Origin of the sequence: Variovorax sp. 3319, assembly GCF_031456585.1 — a bacterium.
GTDB lineage: Bacteria > Pseudomonadota > Gammaproteobacteria > Burkholderiales > Burkholderiaceae_C > Variovorax > Variovorax paradoxus_P.
In genome coordinates this window covers 157,897-182,693 of record NZ_JAVDUZ010000008.1, presented here as the reverse complement: position 1 = coordinate 182,693, position 24,797 = coordinate 157,897, and the positions used below count along the sequence as shown (strand labels likewise).

At 65.6% G+C, this 24,797-nt stretch carries 24 protein-coding genes and 1 tRNA gene; 3 read left to right on the top strand and 22 right to left on the bottom strand.

Annotated elements, in window-relative coordinates; translation table 11 throughout:
- Positions 1-18: 18 nt before the first annotated feature.
- The 11 genes from J2X67_RS17545 to sctV all read right to left on the bottom strand — a co-directional run bounded on the left by J2X67_RS17545 (position 19) and on the right by sctV (position 10,203).
- Positions 19-504 carry a serine kinase gene (locus tag J2X67_RS17545; protein ID WP_309954755.1) on the bottom strand — a complete coding sequence of 162 codons (486 nt, stop codon included), beginning with the start codon at positions 502-504 and terminating at the stop codon, positions 19-21.
- Positions 501-1,889, bottom strand: coding sequence for a FliI/YscN family ATPase (locus J2X67_RS17540; protein WP_409050512.1), 1,389 nt, complete (start codon positions 1,887-1,889; stop codon positions 501-503). The genes J2X67_RS17545 and J2X67_RS17540 overlap by 4 nt, the downstream gene beginning before the upstream one ends.
- Positions 1,886-2,524 carry a type III secretion system stator protein SctL gene (gene sctL / locus J2X67_RS17535; protein ID WP_309954753.1) on the bottom strand — a complete coding sequence of 213 codons (639 nt, stop codon included), beginning with the start codon at positions 2,522-2,524 and terminating at the stop codon, positions 1,886-1,888. The genes J2X67_RS17540 and sctL overlap by 4 nt, the downstream gene beginning before the upstream one ends.
- Complete coding sequence (locus J2X67_RS17530) at positions 2,506-3,228, bottom strand: type III secretion system protein (protein WP_309954752.1); 723 nt, start codon at positions 3,226-3,228, stop codon at positions 2,506-2,508. The genes sctL and J2X67_RS17530 overlap by 19 nt, the downstream gene beginning before the upstream one ends.
- A 14-nt stretch (positions 3,229-3,242) precedes the next feature.
- Positions 3,243-4,019, bottom strand: a complete 777-nt coding sequence (gene sctJ / locus J2X67_RS17525) for a type III secretion system inner membrane ring lipoprotein SctJ (RefSeq protein ID WP_309954750.1) — start codon at positions 4,017-4,019, stop codon at positions 3,243-3,245.
- Positions 4,016-4,435, bottom strand: a complete 420-nt coding sequence (locus tag J2X67_RS17520) for a hypothetical protein (protein ID WP_309954748.1) — start codon at positions 4,433-4,435, stop codon at positions 4,016-4,018. Before J2X67_RS17520 ends, sctJ begins: the two co-directional genes overlap by 4 nt.
- A gap of 65 nt (positions 4,436-4,500) precedes the next feature.
- A complete protein-coding gene (locus tag J2X67_RS17515) occupies positions 4,501-4,704 on the bottom strand; it encodes a hypothetical protein (RefSeq protein ID WP_007834711.1) in 204 nt (67 codons plus the stop codon).
- 155 nt (positions 4,705-4,859) lie between these two features.
- A complete protein-coding gene (locus tag J2X67_RS17510; RefSeq protein WP_309954746.1) occupies positions 4,860-6,041 on the bottom strand; it encodes an FHA domain-containing protein in 1,182 nt (393 codons plus the stop codon).
- A gap of 2 nt (positions 6,042-6,043) precedes the next feature.
- Positions 6,044-7,822: a type III secretion system outer membrane ring subunit SctC gene (sctC, locus tag J2X67_RS17505; RefSeq protein WP_309954744.1), complete on the bottom strand. Its 1,779-nt coding sequence runs from the start codon at positions 7,820-7,822 to the stop codon at positions 6,044-6,046.
- The gene (gene sctS / locus J2X67_RS17500) at positions 7,819-8,085 is read right to left on the bottom strand and encodes a type III secretion system export apparatus subunit SctS (protein ID WP_007834706.1); all 267 of its coding nucleotides are present in this window, start codon (positions 8,083-8,085) and stop codon (positions 7,819-7,821) included. Before sctS ends, sctC begins: the two co-directional genes overlap by 4 nt.
- A gap of 45 nt (positions 8,086-8,130) precedes the next feature.
- Positions 8,131-10,203 carry a type III secretion system export apparatus subunit SctV gene (gene sctV, locus J2X67_RS17495; RefSeq protein WP_309954740.1) on the bottom strand — a complete coding sequence of 691 codons (2,073 nt, stop codon included), beginning with the start codon at positions 10,201-10,203 and terminating at the stop codon, positions 8,131-8,133.
- 404 nt (positions 10,204-10,607) lie between these two features.
- On the opposite strand from sctV, the gene sctQ reads away from it, so the two are divergent.
- Positions 10,608-11,558, top strand: coding sequence for a type III secretion system cytoplasmic ring protein SctQ (gene sctQ, locus J2X67_RS17490; RefSeq protein WP_309954738.1), 951 nt, complete (start codon positions 10,608-10,610; stop codon positions 11,556-11,558).
- 15 nt (positions 11,559-11,573) lie between these two features.
- Positions 11,574-12,233: a type III secretion system export apparatus subunit SctR gene (gene sctR, locus J2X67_RS17485; protein ID WP_281150995.1), complete on the top strand. Its 660-nt coding sequence runs from the start codon at positions 11,574-11,576 to the stop codon at positions 12,231-12,233.
- A 76-nt stretch (positions 12,234-12,309) separates the two neighbouring features.
- Here sctR and J2X67_RS17480 read toward each other — a convergent pair whose 3' ends face one another.
- The 10 genes from J2X67_RS17480 to tolB all read right to left on the bottom strand — a co-directional run bounded on the left by J2X67_RS17480 (position 12,310) and on the right by tolB (position 21,222).
- Positions 12,310-12,747, bottom strand: a complete 438-nt coding sequence (locus tag J2X67_RS17480; protein WP_281150996.1) for a universal stress protein — start codon at positions 12,745-12,747, stop codon at positions 12,310-12,312.
- Positions 12,748-12,757: 10 nt separating this feature from the next.
- Positions 12,758-13,444 carry a TerC family protein gene (locus tag J2X67_RS17475; protein WP_309954734.1) on the bottom strand — a complete coding sequence of 229 codons (687 nt, stop codon included), beginning with the start codon at positions 13,442-13,444 and terminating at the stop codon, positions 12,758-12,760.
- A gap of 136 nt (positions 13,445-13,580) precedes the next feature.
- Positions 13,581-14,978, bottom strand: a complete 1,398-nt coding sequence (locus J2X67_RS17470; RefSeq protein ID WP_309954732.1) for a sensor histidine kinase N-terminal domain-containing protein — start codon at positions 14,976-14,978, stop codon at positions 13,581-13,583.
- Entirely contained in the window at positions 14,965-15,639 is a 675-nt protein-coding gene (locus J2X67_RS17465) for a response regulator transcription factor (RefSeq protein ID WP_309954730.1), read from the bottom strand. Before J2X67_RS17465 ends, J2X67_RS17470 begins: the two co-directional genes overlap by 14 nt.
- Positions 15,640-15,709: 70 nt before the next feature.
- The gene (locus J2X67_RS17460) at positions 15,710-17,509 is read right to left on the bottom strand and encodes an alkaline phosphatase D family protein (protein WP_309954728.1); all 1,800 of its coding nucleotides are present in this window, start codon (positions 17,507-17,509) and stop codon (positions 15,710-15,712) included.
- Positions 17,510-17,720: 211 nt separating this feature from the next.
- Positions 17,721-17,796: transfer RNA gene (locus J2X67_RS17455), tRNA-Lys, on the bottom strand.
- Positions 17,797-17,845: 49 nt separating this feature from the next.
- Entirely contained in the window at positions 17,846-18,682 is an 837-nt protein-coding gene (locus J2X67_RS17450) for a ThiF family adenylyltransferase (protein WP_409050511.1), read from the bottom strand.
- A gap of 19 nt (positions 18,683-18,701) precedes the next feature.
- Positions 18,702-19,451 carry a tol-pal system protein YbgF gene (gene ybgF / locus J2X67_RS17445; RefSeq protein WP_281151001.1) on the bottom strand — a complete coding sequence of 250 codons (750 nt, stop codon included), beginning with the start codon at positions 19,449-19,451 and terminating at the stop codon, positions 18,702-18,704.
- A complete protein-coding gene (gene pal, locus J2X67_RS17440) occupies positions 19,451-19,969 on the bottom strand; it encodes a peptidoglycan-associated lipoprotein Pal (protein ID WP_309954725.1) in 519 nt (172 codons plus the stop codon). Before pal ends, ybgF begins: the two co-directional genes overlap by 1 nt.
- Positions 19,970-19,995: 26 nt before the next feature.
- Positions 19,996-21,222 (bottom strand): Tol-Pal system beta propeller repeat protein TolB, encoded by a 1,227-nt coding sequence (gene tolB, locus J2X67_RS17435; protein WP_309954723.1) that lies wholly within the window; start codon positions 21,220-21,222, stop codon positions 19,996-19,998.
- 251 nt (positions 21,223-21,473) lie between these two features.
- On the opposite strand from tolB, the gene msbA reads away from it, so the two are divergent.
- Positions 21,474-23,258, top strand: a complete 1,785-nt coding sequence (msbA, locus tag J2X67_RS17430; protein ID WP_309954721.1) for a lipid A export permease/ATP-binding protein MsbA — start codon at positions 21,474-21,476, stop codon at positions 23,256-23,258.
- Between the two features lie 9 nt (positions 23,259-23,267).
- On the opposite strand, the gene rng is transcribed toward msbA, so the two are convergent.
- On the bottom strand, positions 23,268-24,794 hold the full coding sequence (gene rng, locus J2X67_RS17425) for a ribonuclease G (protein ID WP_309954719.1): 1,527 nt from the start codon (positions 24,792-24,794) through the stop codon (positions 23,268-23,270).
- Positions 24,795-24,797: the final 3 nt, after the last annotated feature.

Sequence of the window (24,797 nt, the reverse complement as noted above, 5' to 3'; positions counted from 1 at the left end):
CGAATGCCTGCTCCGTGCCTAGGCGGGCCGCCGCATGGCCCAGGCCTGTGCGGTGGTCTCTTCGTTGATGTCTTCGAGCCGGAGCTCCCGCAGGTGCATGCGCTCCGTGCGCGCGCGCTGCTGCATTTGCTGGGCCTTTTCAAGCTCGCCATGAGCGGCGCGCAGTTGCAGGCGGCTTTGCTCCAGCACCTGCTCCCGCTCGGAGTGCGCGCGCGCCGCCTGGGCCGCGGCCTCCCCGGCCTGTGCAATGCGCGCATCGAGTGCGCCGCTCCATGCGCCCGCGCTCCGGAACTCCGCCACGCTGCAATGGCCGCCGGAGAGCGCGCCGCGGGTGGCCTCCCAGTGGCGCAGCTTGTTGGCTTGCTGCTGTTCGCGCAAGGCCTCGGCCTGCATCAGCTGGGCCTGGCTCTGCTCGGCGGCCGCGCGGTCTCGCGCGACCACGCCCATTGCCACGGTTTTCTGCCGCTCGCGCACGTCGGCCAGGAGCTTCCAGTCGATGCTCATCCGGCGTGCTCCACCTTGGCCGCACCCCGCAGCAATGCGGCCAGCGACTGCTCGAAAGCAAGGCTGGTTCCTGGCGGCTGCGACAGAAATTCGAGCATGGCGGGCCGCGCCCGAATGGCCTCGTCGGCCAGCGCGTCGCTGCCCGGCCGGTACTCGCCTATCTGCACCAGCAGCTCCATCTCCTGGTATTTGGCCAGCAGGCTGCGAAAGTGCGCAGCCGCAGCCCCATGCTCGCGCGAAGTGACGAGCGGCATGACGCGGCTGATGCTGGCCAGCACGTCGATGGCCGGATAACGGTTGGCCGATGCGATCTTGCGCGACAGCACGATGTGGCCGTCCAGAATGGAGCGCACCTCTTCGGCAATGGGGTCGTTTTCTTCGTCGCCCTCGGTCAGCACCGAATACACCGCGGTGATGGAGCCGGTCTTGCCCTGCCCCGCGCGCTCCAGCAGCTGCGGCAGCATCGAGAAGATCGACGGCGGGTAGCTGCGCCGCGTTGGCGGCTCGCCGCTTGCCAGGCCGATTTCGCGCTGCGCGCGCGCAAAACGCGTGAGCGAATCGACCAGCAGCAGCACCTTCTTGCCCTGGTCGCGAAAGTGCTCGGCGATGGTCGTCGCCACATAGGCGGACTTGATGCGCTCCATGGGCGGACGGTCGGAGGTGGACACCACCATGACCGTCCTGGCCAGGCCTTCGGGGCCCAGGTTGTGCTCGATGAACTCCTTCACCTCGCGCCCGCGCTCGCCAATCAGCGCAATCACGTTCACATCGGCCGTTGATCCGCGCGCCAGCATGCCGAGCAAGGTGCTCTTGCCCACGCCGGGCGGCGCGAACACGCCCACGCGCTGCCCTTCGCCCAGCGTCAACAGCATGTCGACCGCGCGAATGCCGGTTGCCAGCGGCGCGTCGATCATGCGCCGCGCAAGCGGGCTCACCGGCTCGCGATGCACCGGCAGGCGCGCATGCACCGCGAGCGGACCGAGCTCGTCGATGGGCTGGCCCAGCGCGTCGAGCACCCGGCCCAGCAGGCCGGTGCCTACCGGGCAGACATGGCCCCGCCCCGTGGGCACCACCTCGGTGAGCGCCGAGATGCCGGTGATCGACCCCATCGGGGTGAGGATGGCGGTGTTCCCGCGAAACCCCACCACTTCGGCAAGCAGCGGCGGCTCGCCAGGCGTGACCAGTTCGCACAGCTCGCCCACATGGGCCTGGATGCCCGTGGCATCGATCAGCATGCCGACCGCCTTGCTGACGCGGCCGCGCATGGCCACCGGCGTGACATGCGCAAACGCTGCCTCCAGCTCGGCGACGATGTCGAGGGCCGCACCGGACATGCTTGCGCCAGGTGGCGCGGCGGGCGTGGCCTTGGTCGCTTGCGAGTTCATTGCACCCTCACTTGCGCCGGCATCATTCCGCCCTGCTCGACTGCGCGGCGAAATGCCTCCAGCTGCGCATCGACGCCGATCTCGAGCACGCCGGTCGAGGTTTGCACCATGCACGCGCCGGCCGGCAGGTCGGGGTCGGGCGTGATGGTCATGGCCATGTTCCAGTTGGCATCGCTGCGCAGCCGGTGCAGGGTTTCGCGCATGTGGGCCTCCTGCTCGGGCGCCACGCGCACGGTAATGAACGACTCCACGCGCAGCAGCGCCTCGACCCGCAGCAGGGCCGAGCGGAACAACGCCGCGGGGTCGGCCTCTTCCAGAAATTGCCCCAGCGTCTTGACGACGATCTGCGCCATCGATGCGCGCAGCGCGTGCAGCTGGCGCTCGACGGCCATGGTTTCGGAAACGAGCTGCGTGGCGTATTGGGCGCGTGCCTGCGCGAGGCCTTCCTCATAGCCCTTGCGGCGGCTCGCTTCGGCTTCGTCTTCCGAATGCCGTGCGATGCGCGCTGCTTCCTTGCGCGCGGTGTCGACCACGGCCGCGGCATCGAGCAGTGCCGCGTATTCGTTTTCCTTCAGCACCTTGCGTTCGCTCAGGAGCTGAAGGTTGTCGGTGGTGATCAGAAAAGCCAGTCCCATTGCGGCAGTCTTTCGGGAACGATGCAAGACAGCATCAGTTCGTTGAGTTGCGAGACCTGGCGCGGCTCGAAGGCCGGCACGCTCAAGGCGGAGATACGGCGCGGCAGCTTGCGCTGCAGGCGGCCTTGCACCAGCGGCCCTTCGGATGCGGCGGCACCCAGGAGCAGCCGGTAGCCGCGGTCGACCACCACGCGGCCGGTGGCCATGGGGCGTTGCCGCATGACGGTGCTGTCCATGCGCAGTTCGGTGAGCTGGGGCACGCGGTCGAGCACAAAGTCGACGGCGTCACGGTCGAAGCGGCGAGCCTGCCGCCGAATCTGCAGGCCCGCCCCGCCGCGCACCTTGAAAAGCGGCAGGTGCGCGCAAAAGCCGATGTAGGCCGCCAGGCGGCGCAGCGACGCGGCGTCGAGCAGCGCGAGCCGCTTCAGCCGCGAATCGAAGTTGTAGTCGCCCGCCGCGTGCAGCTGTGCTCCAGGCTGTGCATGGCCTGCGCCCTGCCCGCGCCGCAGCAGGTCGGCCAGCACGGCACGGCCGGCCGGCCCCATGCGCGCCACCGAGCGATACCGCACCGGCCAGTTCGCGGGCAGCCAGCTGAGGTGCAGGTCGGCTTCGGGATGCAGGTTGAAGCGCATCACCAGGCGCACCAGGTCCATCGGGCCGGGCATGGCGGCATGGGTGGGTGGAGCGGTGGCCGGTGCCTGCATGGTTGATCGGCGGGTCAGCGCTTGAGCACCTGGCGGCGCATCCAGGTGCGCCAGTCCTGGCCCTGGCGGCGCAGCAGGCCGGGCAGCACCATGAGGCAGACGGCGGCCAGCAGCAGCAGGCCCAGCAGCACCATGGCCGTCTGCGTGGAGAACATGCCGAGCACCATCGGCGCGCCGGCTGCGTTTGCCGTGGGTTGCGCACTGCCGGCGCGGCGCGCCTCGAAGAGCGACAGCGACACCTGGTCGTGCGCAAGCCCTTCGATGCTGTGCGCCACCATGTCCTTCACGGCCGGGGCCAGCAGGCGCAGGTCCACGTCGGGCCGGTGCTTGATGAACACCGCCGCGGACGAGGGCCGGATCTTCTCGCTGAGCGGATCGTTGGCCGGAATGACCACGTGCACGCGGGCCGACACCACGCCGTCGACATTGCGCAGGGTTTGCGAAAGCTCCTGCGAAATGGCGTAGATGTAGCGCATGCGTTCTTCCGAAGGCGTGGACACCAGCCCCTGCTTCTGGAACACCTCGCCCATGCTCACGTAGCGTTCGGCCGGCAGGCCCTGGGCGCGCAGCACTTCGAGCGCCTGGCTCAGGCGGTCTTCGTCCACCTCCACCTGCCAGTTGCTGCCTTCGAGCCGGGTCTTGGCCGCGCCGATGCCTTCGTTCGACAGTGCGGCGACGATCTCGTTGGCCTCCTGCTCCTTGAGGTTGGAATAAAGCGCAACCTTGCAGCCGGCCAGCGCCAGCAACAGCACGAGCGCAGCCAGCCAGCGCGGGCGTGGGAGCTTGTTCATTGCTGGTTCTTCAGCAGGCTGCCGAACAGGCTGGTCGCGGCGCTGGCCAGCCCGGTGGAAATATGCATTCGCGCAAACATCATGTTGGCTTCCATGGCGTGATCGGTCATCACGAACATGGTCTTGATGGGGTCTGCGAAATCGATGGATTCGAGCATGCTCTTGCGCATGTCCTCGATGGAGCGCACGTTGCCCGACAACTGCGCAGCCAGCGACTTGGCTGCATCGCCGATGGCGCTGGGCGCGGCCGTTCCGCTGGGCGGCTGCGCTCCCTGCATCATGTTGGCGAACATGCGCGTTTCGCCCGGCTCGAAGCGCGAGGGGTTCGAGCCCTGCTGCGCAACCTGCGAAGTGGCGGAGGCAGCGGCTTCGGGTGGCGGTGCGCCAACGGCTGCCGAGGCAATGGGATCGGTCATGTCTACTCTCCTCGGAAAAGAAAAAGGGCCGCGCGAAGCCTTTCGGCTCCGCGCAGGCCTCCCCGTCAGTTCTGCTTGGCGGACTGGCGGATGTCGTTGCCGGTGGACTTGGCCACTTCGGTGCCGGCCGCATTGGCGCCGTTCACCGTCTGCGCCGTGGCTGCCGCCCCGGAGATGGTGGCGCCCGCAGCCATGCTGACGCTCATCAGGCGAGCCTGGTCGGCCGCGGCTTGTTGCATTTGCTGGATCGAGGTGTCGACTGCGCTCATAAGAAACTCCTGTCAAAGGGTTGGGTTTTTCACTTGAGGATCAAAGTGCTCCGTGCCCCTGCGGGACCGAAGCCATTCCATGCATCGGCCCTTGGGCGCCGATACACGAAATCGGGGATTGCGGGGTGAAAGCGGCATGTCTGCACACGTCTGTCTCACCTCGCGGGTTTCTTGTTTGGCACGCCGCCGCTCAGGACCAGCCCGTCCGCGTCGATGCGCTTCAGCTCGGCACCCGAGCGCAGCACAGAGCCTTCGTAGTAGCGGTTGCCGTTGGAAAGCTGGATGTGCCGCAGGCCGTTGCCGTCTTCGGTAATGCTCACCATGCGGGCCGGCAGCACGCTCTGCCAGCTCTCCCACTGGGCGCGCATGTCGTCGTCCTTGTTCTCGGTCTTGGGCTTCTCGCGGTACTGCACCTTGTCCGACACCAGCACCGAGGGATGCAGGTCTTCGCTGAGGCGGCGGATCTTCTGCCGCACGGCCGCGTCTTCGACCGTGCCGGTGAGCGCCAGGCGCCCCTGGCCCGTGTAGGTCACGGCCACGCCGGGTTCGTCGACATAGCGGCGCGCCTGCTCGACCATGTCTTCGGCCGAATGCACGTTCACGCTGACCTTGCTGCCGAAGCGCGCCATGGCGTCTTCCAGCGTCTTGCGGCGCTGCTTCGACTCCACGTAGCCCTTGACGCCGAACTGCCCGCCCGGTGCGGCGATGACCTCGACTTCCGGGAAGGGCACCAGCGCTTTTTCGACTTCCGCCAGGTTCACGCTGTTGCCGTTCACCCCGCCGCCCTGCCCGCTGCCAAGCGCCATGACCGCAAGGCCGAGCACGGCCAACAGGGCCACCACGCCGCCCACCCACAGGCCCAGGCGCTGCGCACCCGAAGCCGGTTGCTGCGCCATCGCCTCGCCTTCATTCAGCGGACCATGCACGGGCGCGAACATGCGGTCTTCCTGCGCGCTGGCGGGATAGGTGCGGTCGAGCTGAAAGTCGATCTGGCCCACGCTCACGATGTCGCCGGCCACCACGCTCTTGCGCGGCTGCTGCATCTCTTCGCCGTTGAGCCGCGCCGAGGCGGTGCCCAGCCGCTGCATCGACACCACGAGCTCGCCGACGGTAAACGCCAGGTGGCGCGGCAGCACGTCGCCGCCCGGCAGCATCACCTCGCACTCGCCGCCCGAGCCCAGCACATTGATGCCAGGCTTGAGCACGATGGTGCGGCCCTTCACCGCGCCGCTCAGAAAGCGCAGGCACCAGCCGGGGGCCTGCGCATGCACGCCCTCCGCCGCCATGGGCTCGGCAGTGGTGCCGTCGTCGTCGAACGCAACTTCTTCGCGGTCCATGCTCAGCCTCCGGGCTCTGGCAGGGGCAGCATCGGCACCGAGGCCGTGGAGCCGGGCGTGACGAGGCGCGGCGTGAGCAGGTAGAAGCGCTCCATGTTGGCCTGCTTCTTGTCGGTGTACCTGAAGAGGCCACCCACGCCGGGAAGATCTTTCAGCAGCGGAACGCCGGTGACCGCGTTGCTCTTTTCTTCGGACGAGTAGCCGGCAATCAGCAGGCTTGCGCCCTCGTCGACCAGCGCCTGCGTATTGACGGTGCGGCGTCGCACGATCGGAATCCTGTCGACCGACTGCGGGCTCAGGTCGCCATCGACGATGTCGATCGACATCATCACGCCGCGCCCGGCCTTCTCGTCGATGATGAGCGGCGTGACGCGCACGGCGGTACCGGCGGTAATGCTGAAAAGGCCCGCATCCTGGAAGCCATCCACACGCACGTAGAACTCGCTCAGGTTTTCAAGCACGGCCTCGGTGTTGTCCAGCGTCATTACCTTGGGCCGGGCCACGAAGTTGGCGTTGCCGTTGGTGGCCAGCGCGGTGACGCGGGCCAGCAGGTAGTTGCGCGCGCTGTTGCCGATGGCCGCGGTGAACATGCTGCCGAGCGGCGTGAGCGGATTGCCGGAGCCGTCGAGACTGCCGATCTGCCCGGCCTCGCTGCCGGTCCCGCCCCAGGTGAGCGGCGCGCGGTCGCCGCGGCCGGTTTGAAAGTCCGCATGCCGGCCGTGCAGGCGCCAGTCGATGCCCAGGCTGCTGAGCGTGTCGGAGCTGATGTCCATGATGGTCACTTCGATTTCCACCAGCCGGGGGCGCGTGTCCATCGATTCGATCAGCCGGGCGTACTGCGCCATCTTGTCGGGCATGTCGCGCACCAGCACGGCGTTCATGCGCGTATCGGCCTGGAACTGCGGCAGTTCGTTGCCGGTAAGGCTGGACATGCCACCGAGCGTGGTGCCATCGGCGCCCTGGCCCGCACCTGCGATGTCGATCTTCGGTGCGTTGATGGTCTCGCCGCTGCGCAGCTTGATCTGCCGGTTGGGGCCTACCGAAAGCGGCCCGCCGGTTCCGCGCCCGCCCGCCCCGCCGCCGGAAGACTGGTTGCCCGCGCGGCCATACAGGCTGCGAAGCACGTTGGCCACGCCCGGAATCACCGTCTCCTTGCCGGAGCGGTTGATGCGGAAGTCCGAAGCCCATGCGTACTTGAGCGGAAAGAGCCGGATCTCGGCGCCCTCGGCCATGGCGGTTTTCTGGTCTGCGAGCTTCACCGCCTGGCGCACCATCTCCACATAGCGCCGCGGGCCAGTCACGTAGACGCTGGCATCGCGCTCGCTGATGCTGAGCGGATAGCGCTCGTCGGAAATGTGCAGCCGCACCAGCGTCTCGGCAATGCGTCCGGCGTTCTCCGCTGCAATCGGCAACACCTCGCTCTTTGCATCGGCGGCCAGGTCGACGAAAAGAAAAGCGCCGTCGTAGTACCACGTGAGGCCGTTCACCGAGCACACGCTGTTCAGGATGTTCTTGGCGGGGCCATCGAACTTGCCGCTGATGACGCCATTGACCTTGGGGTCGATCACCGCGGTAATGCCCTGCGACGCGGCCAGCTCGCGGATGAAGTCGCTGAGCGGCTTCTCGTTGGCCACTATTTGAAAAGGCTTGTTCTGCCAGCGGAACTCCGCGGCCACGCCATGCTGGACAAGCAGCAGCATGAGCACGGCGCCGCACAGCAGCATGAAGGCTTGCCGCCGGGCAAGAAGAAGGCGCACGGCAATCGTCATTGCGGCATTCATGAAAGCGAAGTGAGCGAAAGGAAGGCGCGCTCCGCGAAGCGCATCACGTCGCGGCCCAGCCAGCCCGCCGTGACGATGATTGCCACCATCACCGCGATGAGCCGCACCGACTGGCCGATGCTCTGGTCCTGCACCTGCGTGACCGCCTGCAGCACCGCCACCACAAGCGACGAGAGCGTTGCCACCACCACCACCGGCAGCGAGATCCACAGCACGAGCATCAGGCCCTCGCGCGTGATGTCCAGGATGTTCTGCGGCGTCATGGCTTTTTTCGGTTCCCTCGAAAAACAGGTGGTTGTTGTCGTTCATCAATGCGCGGTGGGGTTGGTGATCCAGCCCACGGGTTGCAGGGCGACGTCGTCGTCGATCTCCTGGTAAGACAGCACGGCCATGTGCGGTGCCACAGGTTCGATCAGGTTCTTGATGTAGCGGCGCACGTCGGACGACGCGATGGCCACGACGCGGTTGGCGGTGGAGCCCAGAATGCGGCGCAGCTGCTCGCGGATGTCCTGCGTGACGGCGGGGCTCAGCAGCAGCAGGTTGCCGCGCGGCGATCGCTCGATGGCGTTCTGCACGCGGTCGAGCAGGCTCGACTCGAAAAGAATTGCCTCCAGCTGCCGGTTCGCGCCCACATAGCGGCTGGTGATGTAGCGCCCGAGGTGAATGCGCACCAGCTCGGTCAGTGCAATGCCGTCCTGCTCCTTGGCGGCCCACATGGTCAGGCTCTCGAAAATTGCATGCAGGTTGCGAATCGGAATGCCCTCCTGGAGCAGCCGGCGCAGCACCTCGGCAATGCGCTGGGCAGAGGCAACGCGCAGCACTTCGGCAGCGAGTTCGGGCGCGTCGCGCTGCACCGAATGCAGCAGGCGTTGCACTTCCTGCAGGCCGATCAGGTCTTTCACGTGGCGGCGCACGGTATGGTCGACATGCAGGCCCACAACTTCGGCGCAGGTCCAAGTGGTCTTGCCGGGCTCCGGGGCGGGCGTCCATACGACACGCGCGAAAGGACCGAACGGCTCTGCAACTTCTGCACCCGGCGGCGTTGCAACGGCCTGCGCCGGATCGAGCAGCAGCCACCCGGGCTTGAGCATTCCGCGCGCCACCGCCACGTCGTGCACCAGCACCTGGTACTCGTTGTCGGCCATGCCCTCCGCATAGTTCAGCTGCAGCCGCGGAAAGATCGGGCCGAGGTCCGACTCGACCGAGGTCTTGACCCGCGACAGGTGCTGGTCGAGAACGAAGCGATCGACCGCATTGCGCAGGCCCGAAGACAGGCGCACCGCCAGCGGTGCGGCAATGGCGTGGTCGGTGTCGGTTTCCTCCGCGGCCACGCCGTCACCGTGAGATATCCAGTCCGGGGTGTTGCGCTGCTGGCGCAGCATGCGCATGGCGAGCCCGAGGCCCAGCAAGAGTGCGGCGAGCAAGCCGAACACCCACTTCGGAAAACCCGGCACCACGAGAAAACTGGCGACCGCAAGGCCGGCAATGATGAGCGCACGCGGGTGGGCCATCATCTGTTCGCCGATCTGCTGCGCGAGCTGCGATTCGCGGCGGTCGCCGGAGCTCACGCGCGTAATGACGATGCCCGCCGCAATCGACACCAGCAGCGACGGAATCTGCGACACCATGCCGTCGCCCACCGTCAGGATGGCATAGCGCTGCAGCGCAGCGCCCAGCGTCATGTCGTGCATCAGCGTGCCGATGGCAATGCCCGCAAGGATATTGATGAGCGCAATGACGATGCTGGCAATGGCATCGCCCTTCACGAACTTCATGGCGCCGTCCATGGCGCCGTGCAGCTGGCACTCCTGCTCCAGCAACTGGCGCTTCTTCTGCGCCTTGGCCGAAGAAAGCGCGCCGGCGCGCACGTCGGCGTCGATGCTCATCTGCTTGCCTGGCATGGCGTCGAGCGCAAACCGCGCCGCCACCTCGGCCACGCGCTCGGAGCCCTTGGCAATGACGATGAACTGCACGATGGCAATGATGAGAAACACCACGCCGCCCACCACCACGTTGTTGCCGACGATCAGCTTGCCGAAGGTGTCGATGATGTGGCCCGCATTGGCCTGCAGCAGGATCAGCTTGGTCGATGCAATGTTCAGCGCCAGGCGAAACAGCGTGGTGAAGAGAAGCAGCGATGGAAAGGTGGAAAGCGAAAGTGCCGACGGCACGTACATCGCAACGATGAGCAGCACCAGGCTGATGGCGAGGTTGCTTGCAATGAGCAAGTCGAGCAGCGGCGTGGGCAGCGGCAACACGAACAGCGCCACCACCACCACAAGCAAGCCTGCAAGCAGCAGGTCGTTGTAGCGGCCGGCGTTGCCCAGCAGATCGCGAAAGCTGCCGCGGTACTGTTGAAGAGTTCGCGAGGGACTCGCCATTGCGTCCTTGCCCTTTGGATCTTGGAGTTGTTGACGTGAAGAGAACCTCACGTGGCGTTGGACTCTAAGCGGCGCCCTTCGTCTACGGCAACCACGAGTTCTCGTAAGTCCCGCCGACTTGTGGTGCGCGCGGCACTACGCATTTGCGTACTACCTGCGCCGGGCCCGTTTCGCTAAGCTCCGCCGACTTCGACACGAAGGTGTTTCGCGTTTGCATGAAGGTGTGTAGATAGTGACAAGACGTAGCATTTTTTCGAACGAAAGCATGCATGCCGGCCCACGCTGCTGAAGCAGTGACCGAGCTCGGAGAGGCTCGCACGTTGCCTCGGACCGATACGGCAAATGCGCGAGCACTCAATCGCCTGTATTCGGCGGTGCCATCGCATGGCATACAAGCCAAGGGTGTGAGCTATCGACTCGCGTGGCATCACGACGAAGCTTTTGCACACACATCGCGCGAGAGCTACGGCTTCAGGCTTGGTGCGCACATCGGCCATCTCGCAATGGATGCGCCGAGCATGCAGGCCCTCCTCGGCGAGCGCCGCATCGACCTGCTGCCGCGCGACCTGCGCTACATCCTGCTTGCCGATGCGCTTCATCCGGTGATCGATGCGCTGGAAAAATCGCTGCGCCTGCACTTCGAATGGCAGCCGTCAGAAGCCGAGACGCGCCCCTTGCTGCATTGCGACCCCGGGCGTGCAGCGTTCTTCGTGGCTACGCCGTCAGATGGCGGCGCAATGCTGCGCGGCTTTGTGCAGTTCGACGATGCGGCCACGCTCGATGCATTGGTGCCCGACACCACCGGGCCCCGCCATGCCGCGCGAACGAGCGAAGCCTTTCATGCCTTGCGCCTGCCGGTGAGCTTCAGGCTTGGCAGCACGCCGATCCGGCTTCGCGAAATAAGCAGCATCCGCCCCGGCGACATCGTCGGCATCGAGCAATGGAGTTCTTCGGGCTCCGCCATCGTCGTTACCGCCGAGCTTGGAGGCCCCGGGGGCCTGCACCTCTGGGCGGTTGCCGAAGGCTCGCGCATCACCGTTCAGCAATCGAGAGACAGTGCCATGAAGCCAGACACGCCCGCCGATCCCGCGCCCGCTGCGGACAACGTCAACCTGCCGCTCGACCGGCTCGACGCGCTGGAGGTGACGCTGCGCTTCGAGGTGGGCGACCTGTCGATGTCGCTCGGCGAACTGAAGAGCATTCGCGCGGGCCATGTGTTCGACCTGGCGCAGCCGCTCAACCGGAGCCCGGTTCGCATCCTTGCGCACGGCAACGTGCTGGGCAAGGGCTACCTGGTGGCCGTGGGCGACCGCCTGGGCGTGCGCGTGTCGGAGTTCGCTCCCGGCGAAGTCTGAGCGGGCTTCTCATTCATGCAAGGCGGAATTCCGGAGCCTCTCACACTCGTCGCGGTCATGGTCGCGTTCGGCTTCGCGACCTTCGCGGCGCTGATGGTGACCAGCTACACCAAGCTGGTCATCGTGTTCGGCCTGCTGCGCACGGCGCTGGGCCTGCAGCAGACGCCGCCGAACATGGTGCTGAACGGCATCGCGGTCATCCTGACGGTCTACATCATGGCGCCCGTCGGCATGGACATTGGCGACACGCTGCGCAACCGCAACTTCGGCATCAAGGGCGAGAGCATGGGCGACATCATGGCCGTGATCGACGCGGCCAAGGTGCCTGTGAAGGAGTTCCTGCAAAAGCACACGCACGAGCGCGAACGGCAGTTCTTTCTGAAGTCGGCGTCCAACATCTGGCCCAAGGCGCGGGCCGAGCAGCTGAAGGACGACGACTTCATGGTGCTGGTACCCAGCTTCACGCTCACCGAGCTGACGCGCGCCTTTCAGATCGGCTTCATCATCTACCTGGTGTTCGTGGTGGTCGATTTGATCGTGGCGACGGTGCTGCTGGCGCTCGGCATGTCGATGATTGCGCCCACCACCATCTCGCTGCCGTTCAAGCTGCTGCTGTTCGTGATGCTCGATGGATGGACGCGGCTGGTGCACGGGCTGGTGCTCTCGTACCGCTGACCATGGCCGGCAGCTACGGGCCGGTCGCAGGAAAAACAGGAAGCCGGCCCTCGCAAGGGCTGGCCCCGGCATTGCTTCAGGAGCCGATGACCTGGAAGTTGCCGCCGCTCGCGCCCGACAACTGGCGCACTTGCTGCGCCAGCGAACCGAAGATGCGCCCTGCCAGGCTGGGCTCTTCCCGGCCGAACACGATGCGGTCGCAGCCAAAGTCGCGAGCCGCTGCAACGATGGCCTCGGCGCTGCGGCCGATCACCACCGTGGTGGAGCAAGAGATGCCGGCCATGGCCAGCAGGTTCTGCGCGAACTGCAGTTCTTCGGCGCCCGCGTCTTCTTGAAGCTCGCGCAGTTCTTGCGCGTCGAAGAACATTGCCACGTGGCCGGAGACCACGGGCTGCACCCGCAGCAGCCGGACTGCTACCGGCTCGCGCTGGCAGATGCGCACCACCTGATCGACGGCCGACCGTGTGCGGGCCGGGTCGGTCGGGTCGATGGGAACCAGAATGCGCCGTCTCACAGCAACACCCTCAGGCGTTGGCGGGTTCCGGCTGCTGACGGCTGGTCAGCCACTTGCCGACGACCACGACCGAGATCGCTCCAATAGCGGGAACCACCTTGTGCAGCACGTGCTGCTCGGCGGCCCAGCCTGCGATGGACGGGTCGGACATTGCCATTTCACCGGCCACCCAGCCGAGCAGTGCGGCGCCCAGCGTGATGATGATGGGAAAACGGTCCATCAGCTTCAGGATGAGGGTGCTGCCGAAGATGATGAGCGGAATGCTGATCACCAGGCCGAACACGAGAAGCGGAACATTGCCCTTGGCTGCGGCTGCAACGCCGACGACGTTGTCCAGGCTCATGACCAGGTCGGCAACCACGATGGTCTTGATGGCCGCAGCAAGGCTGGAGTGGCCGTCGAGGTTTTCTTCGCCGTCGTCGCCCTTCAGGAGGCCGATGCCGATCCAGAACAGCAGTGCAGCGCCCACCAGCTTGAGGTACGGAAGCGTAAGCAGGTACACGGCAAAGAACGTGAGCACCACGCGCAACACGATGGCGCCCATGCTGCCGAACAGGATTGCTTTTTTCTGCTGCGCCGGCGGCAGCGAACGCGACGCCATGGCAATGACGACGGCGTTGTCGCCGCTCAGGACGATGTTGATCAGGATGATCTGCGAAAGGGCAATCCAGAAATCCGGACTGGATAGAAACGACATGTTGTCTCCTCGAAGTGGACGCCGGAACCACTGCGGTTCCGTCGTGTTCGAGGCTACGGGTCTGCGCTGTCACCTTTCTGCCGGTAGGCTGTCAGCAACTTGTCTGCCAGCTGTCAGCCAGCTTACAGCCGCCGGGTCAGGCCGAGGCTGCGCGCAGCGGAAAGAAGACGCTGAAGGTGTTGCCCACGCCGTCTATGTCTTCTTCCAGCGTGATGCGCGCGCCGTGGAGCGTGGCAATCTCGCTGACGATGGCAAGGCCCAGGCCGCTGCCGTCTTCCTGCGTGCCAAGCAGGCGGTGAAAGCGCTCGAAGATGCGGGCGCGCTCTTGCACCGGTACGCTGGGCCCGTCGTCGCTGATGGCCAGGCGGCACTGGTCGGTGCCGCTCTGGCTTACGCGCACGGTCACGCGGCCGCCCGGCTGGCTGTAGCGAACGGCGTTGTCGATCAGGTTGTTGATCAGTTCGCGCAGGCGGTCGCGGTCGGCGTTGATCACCAGTGAATGCTCCACGCCTTCAAAGCCCAGGTCGATGTCGCGCTTGATTGCCTGCGGAACCCAGTCCATGCTGACTTCCAGTGCGTAGGCATTCAGGTCGAGCGGCTCCAGCTGCATGGCGTCGAGCGCGCCGGGCTCATTGCGGGCAAGCGAGAGCAGCTGCTGCACCAGCCTGGAGAGCCGGTCGGCGCTGATGTACAGCTGCGCAAGCGAATGGCGCACGCGTTCGGCATCGTTTTCCCGGAGGGCGAGTTCGATCTGGGCCTTCAGGCCGCTGACGGGTGTCTTCAGCTGGTGGGCGGCGTCGGCCACGAAGCGGTTCTGGAAATCGAATGTTCGCCCGAGCCGCGCCATCAGTTCGTTCACTTCGTCCACCAGCGGACGCACCTCGCCCGGAACGTCGTGGATGTCGATCGGGCTCAAATCCAGGTGCGACCGGTTGGACACCGCACGGCGCAGCCGCTGCAGCGGCTCGAGCCCGCGCGAAATGCCGAACCAGACCACGGCCGTGGCCATCACGATCAGCAGCAGCTGCGGCACCACCACGTTGGCCAGCATTTCCCATGCGAGCCGCGTGCGCTTGTGCAGCGTTTCGGCAACCTGCACCTTCACCATCGGCGCGCCGGGGTTGCCGCCGATGGGCATTCGGGCCACCAGCATGCGCACCGGCTGCCCGCGCACCGAGTCACGATAGAAGCGCGGCCTGGCAGGGTCCTCCTGCTGCGGCGGGGGCATTTCGGCATCGCCACCCAATGCAACGCCGTCTTCGCTCACGACGCGGTAGAACAGCAGATCTTCCTGGTCGAGCAGCAGGACGTTGCCCGCGGCCTCTGAAAGGTCGAGCCGCGGACGGGCCCCGTCGAGCTTGACGTGCAGCACGATCTCGCGCCCGATCTCGTACAGCGCACGGTCGTAAGCCAGGTTGGAAAAGCGCAGCGAGTTCCAGTAGGCGGCGCCGGTGTCGAGCACCAGCAGCACGGCCAGCGGACCGAGCAGCCAGGCGAGCAGCTTGCGCTGCAGCCTCGGTTCAGGTTTCCGCATCGCTGCGGTCCATGAGGTAGCCCATGCCGCGCACGGTGCGTATCTCGCATCCCAGCGGCTCGAGTTTCTTGCGCAGCCGGTACACGTTGACTTCAATCGCGTTTTCGCCGACCTCGTCGCCCCACCCGTACAGGTGGTTCACCATCTGCTCTTTGCCGACCACGCGGCCCTCGCGCATCATCAGCAGCTCGAGCACGGCAAGCTCGCGCGGCGAAAGATCCAGCGGCTTCTTGTCGTAGAACACGCGACGGCCCACCGTGTCGAAGCGCAGCAGGCCGTGTTCGAGATACGGCGTGGAATTGGTGCTGCGGCGCAGCAGCGCGCGCACGCGGGCCTCGAGTTCCGGCAGGTCGAACGGCTTGGCCAGGTAGTCGTCGGCGCCCAGATCGAGGCCCCGAACGCGGTCTTGCAGCGTGTCGAAGGCAGTAAGCATCAGCACGGGCATCGTCGACCTGCGCGCGCGCAGCCGCTGCAGCACGTCGAGCCCGCTCAGCTTTGGCAGGCCGATGTCCAGGATGGCCAGGTCGTAGATGCCGAGCGCGAGCGAATGGTCGGCTTCTTCGCCTGTAGAGACGATGTCCACCGCGTGAGCGGACTGCACCAGCGCGCGCGAGAGAGCGTCGGCCAGTACCTTGTCGTCCTCTACAAGCAATATCCGCATTGATCCATCCGCCTTGCGTACGCAGCCGAATATGCTAACCGCAACGCCGCCCGGGCGGTGATGCGGAGGCTCAGGCTACAAGCACCTGCAGGTTGGTGGCGCCCGGCAGTGCGCGCAGCAGGGCAGCAGCTCTTGTGGTGTAGTCGCGGCTGAAAACGGTGCTGATCTCGATGTATTCGCAACGCGCTTCGGCCGACGTCAGGGTGAGCACGGCATAGCCGCGCTTGCTCGTCTCGGCGTAGCGCAAGTCGTCGACCATGCGGCGGAATCCGTCGGACAGCAGGTCGTTGGCAATCAAGGGCAGCGCCCGCTCGAAGCCGGGAGACGAGACCGACGAGGTTGCGAATTCCACGCCCACCCGCTGCCCCGAAGGATCGGTGAGATTGCCGGCCCATGCGTTGTGCGTGTCGCCGGCCAGCGAGATCAGGTTTTTTCCCTGGGTTCGGGCCATGGCCAGCACGGCCTCGCGTGCGGCGGGGTAGCCGTCCCACGCGTCGAGGTTGTAGGGCACCTTCTCTTGCGCGAGCAGGGCTCGCTGGCTGTCGCTGCGCGCGGAATCCGGCAGCGCCTGCGCAGCGAGGTAGTCGCTCAGGGTTTCAAGGGAGAAGTTGGCCGCAATGCTCAACGGAATGTGCATGCGCATCATGAGCACCTGCTGGCCGAGCACCTGCCAGGTGCTTGCCGATGCAGCCATGCGACCGGAGAGCCAGTCCACCTGCGGCTGGCCCAGCAGTTGCCGTGTCGAGCCGGCCGCCTCGCCCGCCAGGTACTGGTCGAGCGTTACCTGCTTGTCGCGGCCGATCAGGCGGGTGTCGAGCATGTGGATCGACGCCAGCGTGCCGAAGTCGAACGAGCGATAGATCCGCAGCGGATTGGCGGGCTCGGGCAGCCGCGTCGGCAGCCACTCGTGATAGGCCTGCACGGCAGCTGCACGCCGCGCGGCAAAGCTGCCTTCGGTTGCTTCGTCGTGGTTGCCGGCACCGCCCGACCATGCGTTGTTGGCCAGGTCGTGGTCGTCCCACACGGCGATCATCGGCAGCCGCGCATGCAGGGTGCGCAGGTCGTTGTCGGTGCGGTATTGCGCATGGCGCAGGCGGTAGTCCGCAAGCGTCAATATCTCGTGGTCGGGAGTCGACTCGCGGTCGATGGCAATGGCAAGCTGCGACGCGTAGCCCACCCTGCCGTATTCATAGATGTAGTCGCCCAGGTGCAGCACCAGGTCGATGTCGGTGCGCTTGGCAATGTCGGCATACACATTGAAGTAGCCGCTCGGGAAGTTGGAGCACGAAACAACCGCCAGCCTGGCCTGCGCCACGCCGCCCACCGGCAGCGTCTTGGTGCGGCCGATGGGCGAGTTCTCGCTGCCCACGGTGAAACGGTAGAAGTAGACGCTCGCGGGCTGGAGGCCTGTGGCGTCCACCTTCACGGTGTAGTCGCGCTCGGGGCCTGTGCTCGTGCTGCCTCGCGCAACAATGATGCCGAAGCGCTCGTCGCTGGCCACTTCCCAGGAGACGTTGATGGTTCCCGGCGCGGGAGCCGTGATGCGCGTCCAGAGAATCACGCGGTCGGACAACGGATCGCCGCTTGCGATGCCGTGCTTGAACAGCGAGCCGGAGCTTTCGGGCGGGGTGCCTCCGCCTCCCCCTCCTCCTCCGCCCCCAATACCTATGCCCCCACCGCCTCCACCACCGCCGCCGCCCCCACCACAGGCGGTCAAGCTGATTCCGGTGCCCGAGAACATCGCGAACAGCACGGCGCTGCGCAAAAGCGAGCGCCGGGTACTGCCTGTCAGGCCCTGCGGGGGATCGATGCCGGCATCGTGGTCGCCGGGGTTGGCCTCGTCGTTCTTCTTCTCGTTCTGAGTGCGCATGGCTGTCTCCTGTTCCGCCAACGGGGAGACGCACGGCACGCCTCAACCTCCGTTCGACGTGGGCGCGATTGAAGGTGAAGACTTTGGTTTCCAGCGTAGGTTTGGGCCGATGCGCGTGTCAGCCGGGAGCGATTCGGAGCTTTAGCGTTGGCGCAAACAAAAAAGCCTGCTGTCTTTCGACAGCAGGCTTTTGGCTTTCGCGCGATTCGGGTGGTAGGACGTACTGGATTCGAACCAGTGACCAACGGATTAAAAGTCCGCTGCTCTACCAACTGAGCTAACGTCCCGGAACCATTTTTTCTTCTTTGCGGACGTTGAATCCGGCAAAGCCAAAGATTATAGCGCGGCCCTGCTCGCGATTTTGTCGAGAACCCAGCCTGCCGCACATTGCCCGAAAGTGGCCGTCACGCTCACCACGGAACCGTAGCCGTGGCAGTTGAGCGAACCGTCGCCTTCAATGGCGCAGGAGGCGTCGGGCGGTGCAACGCTTTCGCGGCTGAAGACGCAGGTCACGCCGATCTTTCGGCCCTCGCGCGGTGCGCCGTGTTCCTTGCGCAGGCGTTGCCGCAATTGGGCAAGCAGCGGGTCGTGCGTGACAAGCGAAAGATCATCGATGTCGACCTTGTGCGCCTGCCGCTTGCCGCCGGCCGCTCCCACGGTAACAAAGGCAGCGCGCGATGCACGTGCCCATGCGGCCATTGCGAGCTTGGCTTTTACCTGGTCGCACGCATCGATGACTGCGGTTGCGGGCCCGTTTGCGGATTGCGCTGCATCGAGCAGCGCCGTCCAGTTGCCGGGCTCGACGAATTCGTCGATGGCGAACACCTTGCACTCGGGGTTGATCTGCGCAATGCGATCGCGCATGGCCTCGACCTTGGCTTGCCCTACGGTCGAATCGAGCGCGTGGATCTGGCGGTTGATGTTCGACTCGGACACGTGATCGAGATCGATCAGCGTCAGCCGCCCCACCCCGCTACGCGCCAGGGCTTCGACAGCCCATGAACCGACGCCGCCGATGCCGACGACGAGCACGTGGGCGTTGCGGATGCCGGCGGCTCCCGCCACGCCGTAGAGACGCTCGAGGCCGCCGAAGCGGCGCGCGAGGTCAGGCGCCGCGGTGTCGGTAACGACAGCCGCGGCAACGGTCAACGCATGTGGAAGGGGTGCATTCAAGCGGAGTGCTCCGCCCACATCAACGCAGGCGCGAGAGACGCTCGCGGCCGGCCTGGGCGGCTTCGGACTGCGGGTAGGCCTTGGTCAGGTCTTCCAGCGTGCGGCGTGCGGCGCGCGTGTCCTTCAGCTCGATCTGGCAGTTTGCAATCGACAGCACAGCCTCGGGAGCCTTGGCGTGGTCGGGTGCGAGCGACAGCATGGAGCGGAAGTTTGCAATGGCCTCGTTGTAGTTGCGAGTGGCGTACTGCGCATTGCCGAGCCAGAACAACGCCGAGGCGTTGTAGCCGCTTTGCGGATACCGCTTGACGAATTCGGCGAAGGCGGTTTGCGCCTGCGCGAACTGGCCCGCACGGAAGATGCCCAGTGCCGCATCGAAATCGGCTTTTTCCTTCGGGTCGGCGGAGAACTCGCGTCCGTCCACAGACACCTTGGTAGGCTCGTTCTGCTTCAGCCGGTCATCGATGGTGCTCTGGCGCGACTGCATTTCGGCCAGGGTGCGCTGCAGCTGCTCGTTCTGGCCGGTCATGCGCGCGAGATCGCCCCGCATCTGCTCGATCTGGTTCTGCAGGTCGAGCAGGCTGCGGCGCAGCTGGCCGTTTTCATCGGTGAGCCGCTGGTCGGTCTGCTGGCGCATGGCCTCGACCCGCTGCCGCAGGTCGAGGATGGCGCGGCGCGCCTCGTCGTCCTCGAACAACGCGGCTTGCGAGCCTGCCGAAACGCAAAGCAAGGCGGCAGCCAGTGCCGCGCCTCGCAATAGGGCGTGTTGCATCACCGGGTGTAGCGGAGTTCAGCGCGGCGGTTCTGTGCCCAGACTTCTTCACCCGAGCCCTGAGCCGCCGGCTTTTCCTTGCCGAAGCTCACGGCTTCGATCTGCGCGTCGTTCACGCCCAGCAGCGTGAGGGCGCGGCGAACGGCTTCAGAACGCTTTTGGCCGAGTGCAAGGTTGTACTCGCGGCCGCCACGTTCGTCGGTGTGGCCTTCGATGGAGACACGGCGCTGCGGGTTGGCCTTGAGGAAACGGGCGTGGCCGTCGATGAGGGCCTGGAACTCGGGCTTGACGGTGTAGCTGTCGTAGTCGAAATAGACGATCCGTTCGATGCCGACGGGGCCCTGGGCGGTGCCGGCATTGGGGTCGATGGTGACGGGGGCGACCCCGCTGGCGCTGCCCTGCTGGCTGCCGGCGTTGCCGGAGCGGTCGGTTACCGGGGTGTCGTTGAGCTTGGTGCCCGACGAGCAACCGGCAATCAGAGCCACGATAGCCAGCGAATAAATCGTACGTTTCAACATTCTGGAACTCCTCAAATAAACCTTGGTCATTGCTTTTGAAACGGACCCCAGTCCGGTTCTCTTATGTCTCCCGCCTGCCCCGCCAGCCGTGCCTTGATTTTTCCATCCAGCGTGGTCGTCATGAGCGCTTCGCGGCCTTGCAGGTGCGTTGCGTAGACGATCAGCTTGCTGTTGGGGGCAAAGCTAGGACTCTCGTCCGCCGAGGTGTCGGTGATGGCCGAGACATTGCCGGTTGCCAACTCCATCACGTGGAGTTTGAACGCACCGCCAACGCGGGAGATGTAGGCCAACCACCGGCCATCGCCGCTGACAGAAGGAGAAATGTTGTAGGTGCCGCTGAACGTGACACGGGTTGGCGAACCGCCGCCGGCGCTCATCTTGTAGATCTGCGGGGCGCCTCCGCGGTCGCTCACAAAATAGATGGTGCTGCCGTCTGCAGAGTAGACAGGCTCGGTGTCGATGCTGGCGCTTTGGGTCAGGCGGCGCGGTTCGCCGCCGCTTGCCGAGATGGTGTAGAGCTGCGAGCCGCCGTCGCGGCTGAGCGTAACGGCAAGCGAGTTGCCGTCGGGTGCCCATGCCGGCGCGCTGTTGGAGCCGCGAAAGTTGGCAAGCAGCCGGCGCTGGCCGCTGGCCACGTTGTGCACGTACACCACGGGCTTGCGCGACTCGAAGGACACGTAGGCCAGCTGCTGCCCGTTGGACGACCACACGGGCGAGATGATGGGTTCCGGGCTTGCGAGCGCGGCTTGCGCGTTTTCGCCGTCGGCGTCCGCCACCCACAGCGAATAACGGCTGCCGCCCTTGGTGACGTAGGCGATGCGCGTAGAGAAGATGCCCTTGTCGCCGGTCAGCTTTTCATAGACGTAGTCGGCAATGCGGTGCGACGCGAGGCGCAGGTCGCCTTGCGGAACGGTGTAGCTCTGGCCGCCGAGGTCTTGCCCGCGTACCACGTCCCAGAGGCGAAAGCGCACGTCGAAGCGGCCATCGCCCAGCCGCGTGACGCTGCCGACGACCAGCGAATCTGCCGTGCGCTGGCGCCACAGCGCGAGGTCGGGCCGCGAGGCTTCGTCGAGCGCCTGGCCCGAGGCATCGACGCCGCGGAACTGGCCGCTGCGCTCGAGGTCGGCCTGCACGATCTCTGAAATCTTCTGGGGCGAGGCGTCCTGCCCCTTGAAGGGGACAAGCGCAATGGGCAACTGGGTCAGCCCGACGCCGGACACCTCGACCCTGAACTGGGCGAGCGCGGGCATCATGGGAGTTGCAGCAAGAGCCGCTACAAGGCTGCGGCGTGCAAAAAACGATGAAGAAGGAGTTGGAATGGAAACTGGCAACGGCTTGTTCATGCGGTTCGGAGAGGTTTCGGGGAAAAAAGTTCTACCCGATGCGACGGGCCACATGTTACACACTGGTTTGACAGTGCCGTCACAAAACGTGTATCGAGCGATGCAGTCCTACAAAGCCGCTCTACGAGGGCCTCTGCGGACGCCCCGTAGAATCCGCCGCCATGCAAGCATCCCCCGGCAGTGAGACCGCACGCCCTCCCCTGATTCGCCGGCTGGCGCGCCTCATGACCTGGTTCGGCGGCTCGCGCCACTGGTGGGCCGTCGGCCTCGTTGGCGCGCTGTTGGCCGCCATTACCGAGCCCTTGATGGCCGCCCTGCTCAAGCCGCTGCTGGACCGCGGATTCAACCGCGGCCAACTGGCGCTGTGGATCGTGCCCGCGGCCGTGCTGCTGCTGTTTGCAGTGCGCGGCATTGCGCAGTTCATTTCCCAATATGCGCTCTCGCGCATTGCCAACGAAGGCATGCAGCGGCTGCGGCGCGTGCTGTTCCAGCGGCTGTTGGGCGCCGAGCTGGCGCTGTTCTCGCGGCAGTCGGCCAGCGCGCTTTCCAACACCGTGGTGTATGAAGTGCAGACGGGTTCCATGCTCCTGGTGCAGGCGCTCCTCGGGCTTTCGCGCGACGGATTCACGCTGGTTGCGCTGCTTGCCTACCTGGTCTATCTGAACTGGAAGCTCACGCTCATCGTCGCCTTCCTGGTGCCGAGCATCTCGTGGATCATGAAGGTGTTTTCCAAGCGCCTTTACCGCCTCACACAGCAGGGCCAGCAAGCCACCGACGAGCTGGCTTACGTGGTGGAAGAAAACGTGCTCGCGCATCGCATGGTGCGGCTGCATGGCGCCGAAGAAGCACAAGGCGAACGCTTCGAGCAACTGAGCCAGCGCCTGAATCGCCTCGCCGTAAAGTCGACCATCGCGCAGGCAGCCACCACGCCGCTCACGCAGATGATGGCTTCGCTTGCGTTGTCCGTCGTCGTGATGATTGCGCTGTGGCAAAGCGGTGAGCAAGGCCTGACGGTGGGCGGTTTCGTCGCCTACATCACGGCCATGCTCATGCTGATTGCACCCATTCGCCGCCTGGCGGACATGGCAGCGCCCATTACCCGCGGGCTGGCCGCACTCGAGCGCGGCTTGGTACTGATAGACGACGTGGCCCCCGAGCCGCAAGGCAGCTTTCGCATCGAACGTGCGCAAGGCCGCATCGAGCTTCAGGGTGCGGTGGTCAGCTACCGCGGCGAAGACGAAGCCCGTGCGCTCGACGGCGTGAGCCTCGCCATCGAGCCGGGGCAGGTTGTCGCCTTCGTCGGCCCCTCGGGCTCCGGCAAGACCACGCTGGTCAACCTGCTGCCGCGCTTCGTGCTGCCCAGCAACGGGCAGGTGCTGCTGGATGGCCACGACACCAGCGACTGGGAACTCAAGAACCTGCGCGCGCAATTCGCCATGGTGAGCCAGGACGTGGTGATGCTCAACGACACGCTCGCCGCCAACGTGGCACTGGGCTCCGAAATCGACCGCAGCCGGGTGCAGCAATGCATAGAGGCAGCCAATCTTGCGAGCCACGTAGAAAGCCTGCCGCAAGGCATAGACACCGTGCTCGGCCACAACGCCACGCAGCTTTCGGGCGGCCAGCGGCAGCGCCTGGCCATTGCGCGGGCGCTGTACAAGAACGCACCGATCCTTCTGCTCGACGAGGCCACATCGGCGCTGGACACCGAATCGGAGCGGCTGGTCCAAGACGCCCTTCAGCGCCTGATGCAGAACCGCACCACGCTGATCGTTGCACACCGGCTTTCGACCATCCAGCATGCCGACCGCATCATCGTGATGGAAAAAGGCCGCATTGCCGAGCAAGGCAGCCACGAGCAGCTGATGGCGCTCGACGGGCTCTATGCGCGCCTGCAGACGCTGGCCGTGCGCAGTGCAACGCCGGGCCAGGACCCGACGCTCTGAGCCGACCGCTCAGAGCAATACGATGTCGTATTGCCCTTGCCCGATGGCGGGCTCGGCCTGCAATGAAATGGGCTTGCCGATGAAGTCGCTCAGGCCGGCAAGATGCTGGCTTTCTTCGTCGAGAAAAAGCTCGATTACCTGCGGCGACGACACAATGCGGAACTCGCGCGGCGTGAACTGCCGCGCCTCGCGCAAGATCTCGCGCATCACGTCGTAGGCCACGCTGCGGGCGGTCTTCACGATACCCTGCCCACCGCATGCCGCGCAGGGCTCGCAAAGCATGTGTGCCAGCGATTCGCGCGTGCGCTTTCGCGTCATCTCGACCAGGCCGAGCTGCGAAAAGCCGCCAGCGGTTGTCTTGACGCGGTCGCGCGCAAGCTGCTTGCGAAATTCGGCCAGCACCTGCTCGCGATGGTCGTCGCGCGCCATGTCGATGAAGTCGACAATGATGATCCCGCCCAGGTTGCGCAACCGAAGCTGCCGTGCAATGGCCTGCGCCGCCTCGAGGTTGGTCTTGAAAATGGTGTCGTCGAAATTGCGCGCGCCCACAAAGCCGCCCGTGTTCACGTCCACCGTGGTGAGCGCCTCGGTCTGGTCAACCACCAGATAGCCGCCCGACTTGAGATCGACCCGCCGCCCCAGCGCCTTGGCAATTTCCTCGTCGACCGAATACAGGTCGAAGATCGGCCGCTCGCCCTTGTAGTGCTGCAGCTTGCCGGCCGCCTGCGGCATGTATTCGAGCCCGAACTTGAGCAGCACCTCGAACTGCTCGCGCGAGTCGATGCGGATGGTTTGCGTGTCTTCACTCGTCATGTCGCGCAGCACACGCTGCAGCAAGCTCAAGTCTTGATGCAGCAGCGACATGGGCGGCACCTTGCCCGACGAATCGCGAATGCGCGACCAGGTCTTGCGCAGGTAGGCAATGTCTTCGGCCAGTTCGGCATCGGACGAGTCTTCGCCGTTGGTGCGCAAGATGAAGCCGCCAGTGTTGGCGGGCACCACACCGCCGCTGTCGGCCGCAGCTGCGGCCTCGATCAGGGCGAGCATGCGGGCACGCAACGATTCGCGCTGGTCCGGGGGAATCTTCTGCGAAACGCCGATGTGGTTGTCCTGCGGCAAGAACACCAGCAGCCGGCCGGCAATGCTGATCTGCGTAGAGAGCCGCGCGCCCTTGGTGCCGATCGGGTCCTTGATGACCTGCACCAGCAGCGACTGGCCTTCGAACACCTGCTTTTCTATGGGCACCATCGGCCCGCCGTTGCGATGATCGCGATCGGGTGCCGGCGCGCTCGGCCGCGAGCCCGGCGTGAACGGCGCCACGATGTCGGCCACGTGCAAAAAGGCCGTGCGCTCGAGGCCGATGTCGATGAAGGCCGACTGCATGCCCGGCAGCACGCGAGAAACCTTGCCCAGGTAGATGTTGCCGACCAGCCCGCGCTCCAGCGTGCGTTCGACGTGCAGTTCTTGCACTGCGCCGTGCTCGACCAGCGCCACACGGGTCTCTTGAGGGGACCAGTTGATCAGGATGTCTTGCATGGA